This window comes from Cupriavidus sp. 86D6 (assembly GCF_057815095.1).
In genome coordinates, this window is record NZ_JBYPSB010000032.1 from 1 (window position 1) to 8,116 (window position 8,116).

Below are 8,116 nucleotides of genomic sequence, written 5' to 3' on the forward strand. Positions count from 1 at the left end.
GGTATTAAAAACGATTCAATAAGTTTGAGGTGTTATCGGGCGGCGCTGGCTTCGCTTCGTTCGGTTCGCTGCGTTGCTGCGCTGTCCATGTGCAGAACTATAGCGACCAGCCACCTGCGCAAAGTGGGCTATCGTCGTCATAGTTATTCAAAATTATTGAATATGACCCGGACGCCTGCCTTCGCGACGAGGGACAAACGAAAAAGCCGGCGGAGGCCGGCTTATCGATACGTGCGCACAGGACGGACAGACCAAAGAAAAAGCCCCGCACTGGGCGGGGCTCTTCTTCACAACCGGTATGAGGCGGGATCAGGATGGGTTCTTTCCACCATCTCACGCACCAGAAAACGTAACGCATTGATTGTAATACTGTTATTTCTCAATAGATAACGCCTGTGCGTAGAAAATGGTAAATATCTACTGCTGCTGAAACGCAAATTTACGCATAGGCCGCTCTCTGCGTTACTAGTTGCGCGACCTGGCCCACATACGGGTCGTCAATCTGGCTGGCGCCCGCGCAGCCGAAGCTGCTTGAGCATGCGCTGCTCTTCCGAGCCGGTGTCCCCGGTAGGCTCCCGACGCGCAATGCCGGCGAGCAGCGCGCGCTGCCTGGCCCACGTACGGCAGAGCACCGTATAGGGCATCAGGGCGAACAAGGAAGTCGTCAGTTCGAAATAGTGGCCCACCGATTTGACAAACTCGACGATCAATTGAGGAGTGCTCTTCCTTGACATAGGCAGATGTCAGTTCCGCAGCCCCGTAGATCGTGCTCACGGACGAAGTAGAGGTTTTCGCGCGCCCGTGAGCACGCCACGTACAGCTTGTTGCGGGTCTGCGGCGCCAGGCGCTGCAGGTCACCGGCCTGCAAGCGCGCCCATGCGTCAGGCCCAAGCACGACACAGACGTCACGAAAGTGGTCCATCCCCTTGCTGGCCCCCCAGTTGTGGGAGAAACAGCCATACCGGGTGTGACTGCTGTAAAAGAGTTTGACAATGACGGGATCCCGGTAGAGCTCTTTCGCCAACGGCGCTTGCTCCACAACTGACAGGTCGGAGTTCCGCGCCTCATGCGCATGCATGTCGATCTGCAAATGTTCGCGGATGAAATCACAGACGGTCGTGCTGCACCGGCGGCTCGCCCGCAGGGATTGGCGATCCACCGTGATGCCTTGTGCGGCAAAGCGTTGTGCATAGGCGCCAAAATCATCGTGCAGCGTCCGGTTCACCGACCCGTCGCGACTGGTATCGAAGGTGTGTTGGAAAAAATCGCCGACAAACAGCACATCCGTGTTCGCCCGACATATCGCTGCCAGCAGATTAAAATCGTGGCCCCCGAAGTCCTGCACTTCATCGACGAAGACCCGGTCGAAGTAGCGTTCCATGCGCGCCAGAATGGCCGGCAGGCAGCCTTTGACCTCCAGCAACTTGGCGAGCCGGTTGTGATAAAGACGGCGACGGCCGTCCAGGTAGCGCGCATCCTGGGTCAAGGCGAATCTGGCCGTCTGCGCGGGCGGCAGATGAAAATTCATGCCTCGGCTGCCCAGACGCATCTGCAGCAGCGGCCGGTAGCAGAAATTGTGCAGAAACTTGAAGTAGGTACAGACCACAATGTTCGGCGGCAAATACCCGAACTTCTGCAGCACGCGAATCCGCAGGTGGGCGAAATTGTTCTCGGTGTAGGTAATCAGCAGTACCCGCCGCTCCAGGTCGAGTTCGTCGATCAGGTGCGTGGTTTTGCCGGATCCCGCCACCGCGAAGATTACCCTCTTATCCACTGCACGGCCTCTTCGATGTAGCGGGGGACAACCAGCGCATGCTGACTTGTGAGCAAGCTCAAGGCGGCGTCGGTCTTGTTCGCCAGCATGTATTGCAGCGGGGTCAACGTGCGCCTGCCCCCCGAAAAGAGGGCCTCGCAAGCCGCTGTGTTCCAGGCATGCAAGCCCACCTCGAACGTATGTCTCGCATTGTCAGGGTCGGCGAACACCCGGCCGGCGTCATAGACGAGACCGGCAAAATTGTCCACACAGTTGGCTTGATAGTTTCCGTCGTTGTCCCGAATCGCGGCGGTCCGGATGCCCAGCAGCCTGCCCAACTCCAGATAACGCTTGAAGCTTGTGCCGCCGATCGCCATCACATGCACGTCGTCCTGCTCCGGCGTGGTGCCTCCCGACGCAGTTCGGTACAACGCTTCGAAGAGAATGAACTCCGCGTCGCCCTCGACCAAGATCACGCGTCGGGACAGCGCGAATTCCAGAACATTGTTGTCAGGCGCCTTGATGAAGAAATTGGCCGTCTCCTCACTGAGCGCACGGAGACTCGACGCTCGATGGTTGACGCCCAGTAACTGCGCGTGGCGAAGATTCAGCCGGGACGCAATATGACTGCTGTGCGTGGCCACAAATAATTGTGTCTGCGCCGCACCCTCCAGGCTTCGCACGAGCCTGCGCATACCCGTGTGACTCAAATGGTTTTCGGGTTCCTCCAACAGCAACGCATGCAACGATGCGCCGTTATTCTTGTGTCGGCGCAATGCAAACTCCGTCTTCAGGAAGCACTGCCGTCCCTTGCCGCGATGCTCCAGCGGAATGCCGTCCTCCATGATCTGCAGGTCGACCTCCAGGTTCGAACGGTGACCACTGCGCACGCCGAACTGGTAGTCCGCCAGGTTGTGGTTGACCGGGCCCAGATATTCCTTGCGAAAGGCGTCCTTTCCGCGACGGTACTGGTTTTCGAGGCGATGTCGAGTGGGCACATCGGTATGCACGCCGAACACGGCGCGCGTGTATTCCCGAACGGCATGTTCGCTGTCGATGCGGGAACTGTCTAATGACAAATGCCTGACCGGACGCTTGTAGGCGACGAGCGCATCGCCAGAAAACGTGTGAAACCGGATGCCGTAGTATTCGTACGGGAAATTAGGCTCGTCCTGTGCGAGGACGTCGGCGATGGCCTTGCCGTACTCGTCGACCGGTGCGATCTCGAGGCGCAGACCGTCGGCCTCTATCCCCTTGGAGTTGTTTTTGCCGACGGGCCTATTCTCACGTCGCGTGTGAATGCGTTTTCATTAGGCCCTCGAAGGCCTCGGAGCGGCGGCTACAGTCGGTTGGAGTGGCTGATTCGATCTGTTACTGGTCATCTGCGTTATCCCCCTTTTCAACGTTGAACCGGCGCCCCCCACCGACGGAATGGACACTCCAATTGGGGTATATACGCCGCAGATGCCTCCGGCGAGAATAAGCGCGGTGTATGGCATCCTTCAAAACAAGGAACAACAAATGGGACGAGGAAAGCCGGTGGTACTCGAATCGAGGACGTTCGAGACCCAGGGTCAAGCGAGAGTCTTTTTCCAGGATATGTTGAATCAGTATGTACCTGGTGAGCGAGTCTCCAGTGTAGACGCCGTTCATTTGAAGGGGCTCTTCCAACGACACCCCGAGTACACAACCAAAGTCGGCGTTGGTATCGATTATTTCGAGGTAATCCCGGCGGAATATGGCACGCAGTGCTTTCGCGTGGTTCGAACCGACGGGACCACGGAGAGGTTCTCCTATGACCGATGCATAACCCAGAAAGCTGACTGAGTTCGGGGATAGCAGCCATGGATTTCGAGATACTGGTAGACGACCTCTACCTCAAGATCTTTGCCGACACCCCGCTCGCCCCAGTCGAGAAGAAGCGGGTACTGAGCCTAGCCAACGACTTCGAAGACTTGCTCTGGCGATATGAGAAGTTCGAGAACTTCATCTGGGACAACATCGCCCTGACCGCGCTTTCTGCGCAGGAGCGAGAGAAGCTCAACGGCCAGAGCCGTTCCACGCTGCGAGAGTCCGCCAAGAATCTGCGGCTGACCGATAAGGCTGGAGACATTGGTCAAGGCAGTGAGCTTGCGGAGATTGTGCTGTACGGCATCATGCACCATCACTACAACGCGCTCCCAGTGGTACCGAAAATCTTCTACAAACAGAACGTACAAGACAACGCTAAGGGCGCCGACAGCGTCCACATTGTGCTGGAGGGTGACAATGACTTCTCACTCTGGTTCGGAGAAGCCAAGTTCTACAACAGCATTGAGAATGCTCGGTTGCCAGCGATCGTCGAGTCAATCGGCAACTCGCTGAAGACTGACAAGCTGAAGAAAGAGAACAGCATCATCACGAACACGTCGGATATCGACCGCCTGGTCACCGACCCCGAGCTGGCCGCCAGGATCAAGGACGCCCTCGCGCCAAAAAACTCTATCGATCACATCAAATCGAAGATCAATGTCCCAATTCTGTTGCTTCACGAATGCGCGATCACCGCTGCTGCGACGGAGATGGATGATGACTATCGGGCGACCGTCCGGAACTTTCATCTCGAACGAGCAACTGCCTATATCGGGAAGCAACTCGCCACGCTTCCGGGAACTATCGCGAAGTACGCCGAGATTACCTTTCACCTGATCTTGTTTCCTGTGCCTGACCGCACTCGGCTCATCGAGCAGTTTTCCAAGGAAGTGGCATTTCACAAAGCCAAGAGGTAAGCGACATGGAAACCTTTGCAGAATGTGCCGCTATCAATGAGTTGCTCGAAGCTGGCGATGGCTACGAGGCCCGAAACCGACTGATACGGCTGCTCGATGAGCATGAGCGCGCGCAAGCCACCTATTCACCGTTGGTCAATCATCTGATCAGGGAATCAGGACTCTTTCCTTATCTTGACCCCGACACCGCAACGTGGCAGGACCGTTTCGTCTACGAATCATTCAAGGTGGATATCGGCCAGGATCAACCGGTTACCTTACACAGCGAGCAATCTCTGGTCCTGAAGCATTTGCTTGAGGGCACAAACCTGGCGGTGAGCGCTCCCACGAGCTTCGGGAAGAGCCTGATCATCGACGCCTACATTGCAATCCAGAAGCCAAAAAACGTCCTGATTCTCGTCCCTACCATTGCTCTTACCGACGAGACACGCCGGAGACTCAGCCGCAAGTTCTCTGCTCAGTACAAGATCGTGACGACTGCCGACGTCTCCCTAGCCGAAAAGAATATCTTGATATTCCCTCAGGAGCGGGCGATTCACTATGCCAGCAAGCTGGAATCCCTGGACCTGCTGGTGGTGGACGAGTTCTACAAAGCAAGCCAGGAGTTCGACAAGGAACGCTCGCCAGCCTTGCTAAGGGCGATGATGAAGCTCGGCGCAATCGCGAAGCAGAAATACTATCTCGCGCCTAACATCTCTCGGCTGAACGACAATCCGTTCACCGAGGATATGCTTTTCCTACCCCTCGACTTCAATACGGTATTTCTGGAAAAGTACGAGCTCTACAGGGAAATCGGAAACGACGCCCAGCGCAAGAACGATGCCCTTATCGAGATCCTTGCACAAGAGACCAAGTCCCTGATCTACGCCGGCACCTATTCCAACGTAGAGCGTGTATCTAATCTGCTGCTTGCAAAGACGGAGCCGGTCGACAGCGAAGTGTTGTCGGCGTTCTCCGATTGGCTAGCGACCAACTACGATCCCAACTGGATCCTTACTTCGCTTGTCAAGCGCGGCACCGGCATCCACACAGGCCAGTTGCACAGGTCTCTCAGCCAGATCCAAGTCAAGCTGTTCGAAGAGGAAGCCGGCTTGCGAACCCTCGTTTCGACGTCATCCATCATCGAGGGGGTCAACACGTCCGCCGAGAACGTTATCGTGTGGAGCAACAAGAATGGCAAGCTGAGACTGAACGACTTTACCTATCGGAACATCATCGGTCGCGGTGGGCGAATGTTCAGGCATTTCATCGGCAACATTTATATCCTCGAACGCCCCCCCGCTCCAGCAGACACGCAACTGGATCTGACCTTTCCTGACGAACTCCTCGCGGAGGTCGATGAACAGGAGTTCCGACAGGCATTAACCAAAGATCAGATTGCCAAGATCCTGCTTTACAAGGAAGAGATGGCGGCGGTCCTAGGTCAAGAAGTCTTCGAGCGTCTAAAGGAAGAAGGTGCGCTCATTTCCGGCGATACAACACTAATCACTGAGATCGCCTTGGAAATCAGTCGGAATCGCAAGAGCTGGCGTGGGCTAGCAATCTTGAATTCTGCCTCCAATGAACACTGGGCATGGATCCTTTACAAGGTTCTGCGTCTCGCTCCCGGTGACTGGGAAGCGCCATACACCAAATTTGTTGAGTTCGTCAGGACATTGTCTTACAACTGGACGTGCTCTATCCCCGAGTTGCTCGACCAATTAGACGCGCAGGACGTAACCATCGAGCAATTCTTCAAACTTGAGCGCAATGCGACCTTCAAGTTGACGGCGCTCTTGAGCGATATCAACGTGCTACAGAAGGAAATTCTTACGGAATTGCACTTGGATATCTCCCCATTTATCGCCAAGCTGTCGAAGGCGTTCCTGCCATCGTGTGTCCTCGAACTAGAAGAGTATGGGCTACCAAGAATGCTCACAAAGAAGCTCCACACCGCAAAGATCCTCAACTTCGAGGATGAAGGCCTGACCTTGCATGCGGCACTGGAAGCGCTTGGCCAGATACCGTCGGAGAAAATAGCGGAGACGGCGAGACTGGATGAATTCGATCGATACGTGCTCGAGTACTTTCTTGAAGGGATTGCCCGTCACTAGTTCGCTCCGCGCTTTTCTCCGCGACCGCTAACGTAAGCGTCAGTGGGCGCGCGAGCCTAACGGCCAAAAGCGACCTGTCGACAGATAGTTCTCATATATTGTCGGTATTCTATGCTTAGCCAGATAATTTGGAATCGAAACCGTGGAAAACGAGAAAATCAAGGACTTGCTTGCCAGTGACGCAGTCGGAGCAATCACTATTGACACGAATGTGTTCGACGCGGAAGGTAAGAATGTTCATGATGGGAACCTGTTGTTGCTTCGGCAAGTAGCTCAAGCTGGAAAGCAACTGTTGTTTTCAGACATGACGGCTCGCGAAATGGAGCGTCATCTACGGGAGAAGCTCGAAAGCACGAAGGCTTTCGACGCTAAGGTACTCGGGCGTTTAAAAAAGCTCGTGCCGGATGATGTAATCCAATCCGTCACCGACGCAATGGACGGTCAAGAGCAAAATCCGAAGGCTGCTCTCAACAACTACTTTGGTAATGTTTCGGCGACTGTTATTCACGCTGCAGATTACACGTCGATCGACGAGTTGATGAACCGCTATTTTGCGGCCGAGCCGCCATTCGAGGCCGATGCGAAGAAGAAGGCCGAGTTTCCGGACGCTATCGCATTGCTCACCCTCGAAGGCTGGGCGAAGAAGCATGATACAAAAGTACTTTGTGTCTCCAGTGATGGGGACTGGAAGCGGTACGCTGAGAAGTCTGATCGTCTGATAATCGCTCCTGAGCTCAAGGATGTGCTCGCCGCGCTAGTTCGCGTCCGGGGAGAAATGCTCCCGGACAGAGTCCGAGTTGCCGCCGCTTCCTGGCTCGCGTCGGGGCCTGCCAAAGAACAACTCGAAGGGGCCGTTCAATTTGAGCTTGACGATCACCTCCCCTACGTCGACGCTGACTCATATTGCGGCTTCGATGAAGAGGTCGTTGAACTGTTTGTGCGACAGGATTCGTTTTCACTTGATGTAGAAAGTGCGGCCGTTCTTTCCGCCGACGCTGAAGAAGCTGTCATTTCAGTATCTGCGAGCTTCGTTGTTGACGGAAAATTTGCTTTCAGTTTTTTTGTTAGAGATTCCATCGACAAGGACAACGTGCCCGTTGGGCACACCTATGCAGAGAGTGCGACCGATGTGAGAGTGGAGCTGTCCATCACGCTCGATATTGAAGATTTCGCAACAGGTAAAGCGTCGGAATTGTCAAGCAATGACGTTACGGAGATCGCTGTAAAGATGGAACGAATCGATTTCAACGTCGGAACGGTCGGCCCGGACTATTCGCGCGACGAGGACGACTAGCCCGTTGGCGGTTGCACCACACTTGCAGTCGGCCCAATGGACCTTCGATGTCGGGACGTCCGTCGGCTGTGGCACTTCAACTTGGAAGGCGAGGATGTTGATTTGCACTGACTCCTGACCCGGGGGGGGGGGTGCGGAGGCCGCTTCCGGCCAGACTCTGCCATTGCGCGTGGATTCGCGAGCGTCCGTTGTGCAGTCACGAAGCGAC

General features: G+C 55.4%; 7 protein-coding genes. 4 read left to right on the forward strand and 3 right to left on the reverse strand.

Translation table 11 applies throughout. From position 1 onward, the window contains the following. Positions 1–497: 497 nt before the first annotated feature. Genes AC3G88_RS29210 through AC3G88_RS29220 form a run of 3 tightly spaced genes read right to left on the reverse strand, consistent with a single transcriptional unit; the run spans position 498 to position 2,832 of the window. Entirely contained in the window at positions 498–710 is a 213-nt protein-coding gene (locus AC3G88_RS29210; RefSeq protein ID WP_488894472.1) for a hypothetical protein, read from the reverse strand. After that, positions 707–1,774 (reverse strand): DNA helicase UvrD, encoded by a 1,068-nt coding sequence (locus AC3G88_RS29215; RefSeq protein WP_488894473.1) that lies wholly within the window; start codon positions 1,772–1,774, stop codon positions 707–709. The genes AC3G88_RS29210 and AC3G88_RS29215 overlap by 4 nt, the downstream gene beginning before the upstream one ends. Next, a complete protein-coding gene (locus AC3G88_RS29220) occupies positions 1,759–2,832 on the reverse strand; it encodes an ATP-dependent nuclease (RefSeq protein WP_488894474.1) in 1,074 nt (357 codons plus the stop codon). The genes AC3G88_RS29215 and AC3G88_RS29220 overlap by 16 nt, the downstream gene beginning before the upstream one ends. Positions 2,833–3,352: 520 nt before the next feature. Here AC3G88_RS29220 and AC3G88_RS29225 point away from each other — a divergent pair. The 4 genes from AC3G88_RS29225 to AC3G88_RS29240 all read left to right on the forward strand — a co-directional run bounded on the left by AC3G88_RS29225 (position 3,353) and on the right by AC3G88_RS29240 (position 7,908). Continuing rightward, positions 3,353–3,580, forward strand: a complete 228-nt coding sequence (locus AC3G88_RS29225; RefSeq protein ID WP_488894478.1) for a DCL family protein — start codon at positions 3,353–3,355, stop codon at positions 3,578–3,580. A gap of 17 nt (positions 3,581–3,597) precedes the next feature. Beyond that, the gene (locus tag AC3G88_RS29230) at positions 3,598–4,521 is read left to right on the forward strand and encodes a HamA C-terminal domain-containing protein (RefSeq protein ID WP_488894475.1); all 924 of its coding nucleotides are present in this window, start codon (positions 3,598–3,600) and stop codon (positions 4,519–4,521) included. A gap of 5 nt (positions 4,522–4,526) precedes the next feature. After that, positions 4,527–6,614: a DEAD/DEAH box helicase gene (locus tag AC3G88_RS29235; protein WP_488894476.1), complete on the forward strand. Its 2,088-nt coding sequence runs from the start codon at positions 4,527–4,529 to the stop codon at positions 6,612–6,614. A gap of 142 nt (positions 6,615–6,756) precedes the next feature. Further along, positions 6,757–7,908 (forward strand): PIN domain-containing protein, encoded by a 1,152-nt coding sequence (locus AC3G88_RS29240; protein ID WP_488894477.1) that lies wholly within the window; start codon positions 6,757–6,759, stop codon positions 7,906–7,908. Positions 7,909–8,116 lie beyond the last annotated feature (208 nt).

Coding starts and splice junctions, on each gene's coding strand:
- AC3G88_RS29225 (WP_488894478.1), top strand. CDS start 3,353: ATGTTGAATCAGTATGTACCTGGTGAGCGAGTCTCCAGTGTAGACGCC.
- AC3G88_RS29230 (WP_488894475.1), top strand. CDS start 3,598: ATGGATTTCGAGATACTGGTAGACGACCTCTACCTCAAGATCTTTGCC.
- AC3G88_RS29235 (WP_488894476.1), top strand. CDS start 4,527: ATGGAAACCTTTGCAGAATGTGCCGCTATCAATGAGTTGCTCGAAGCT.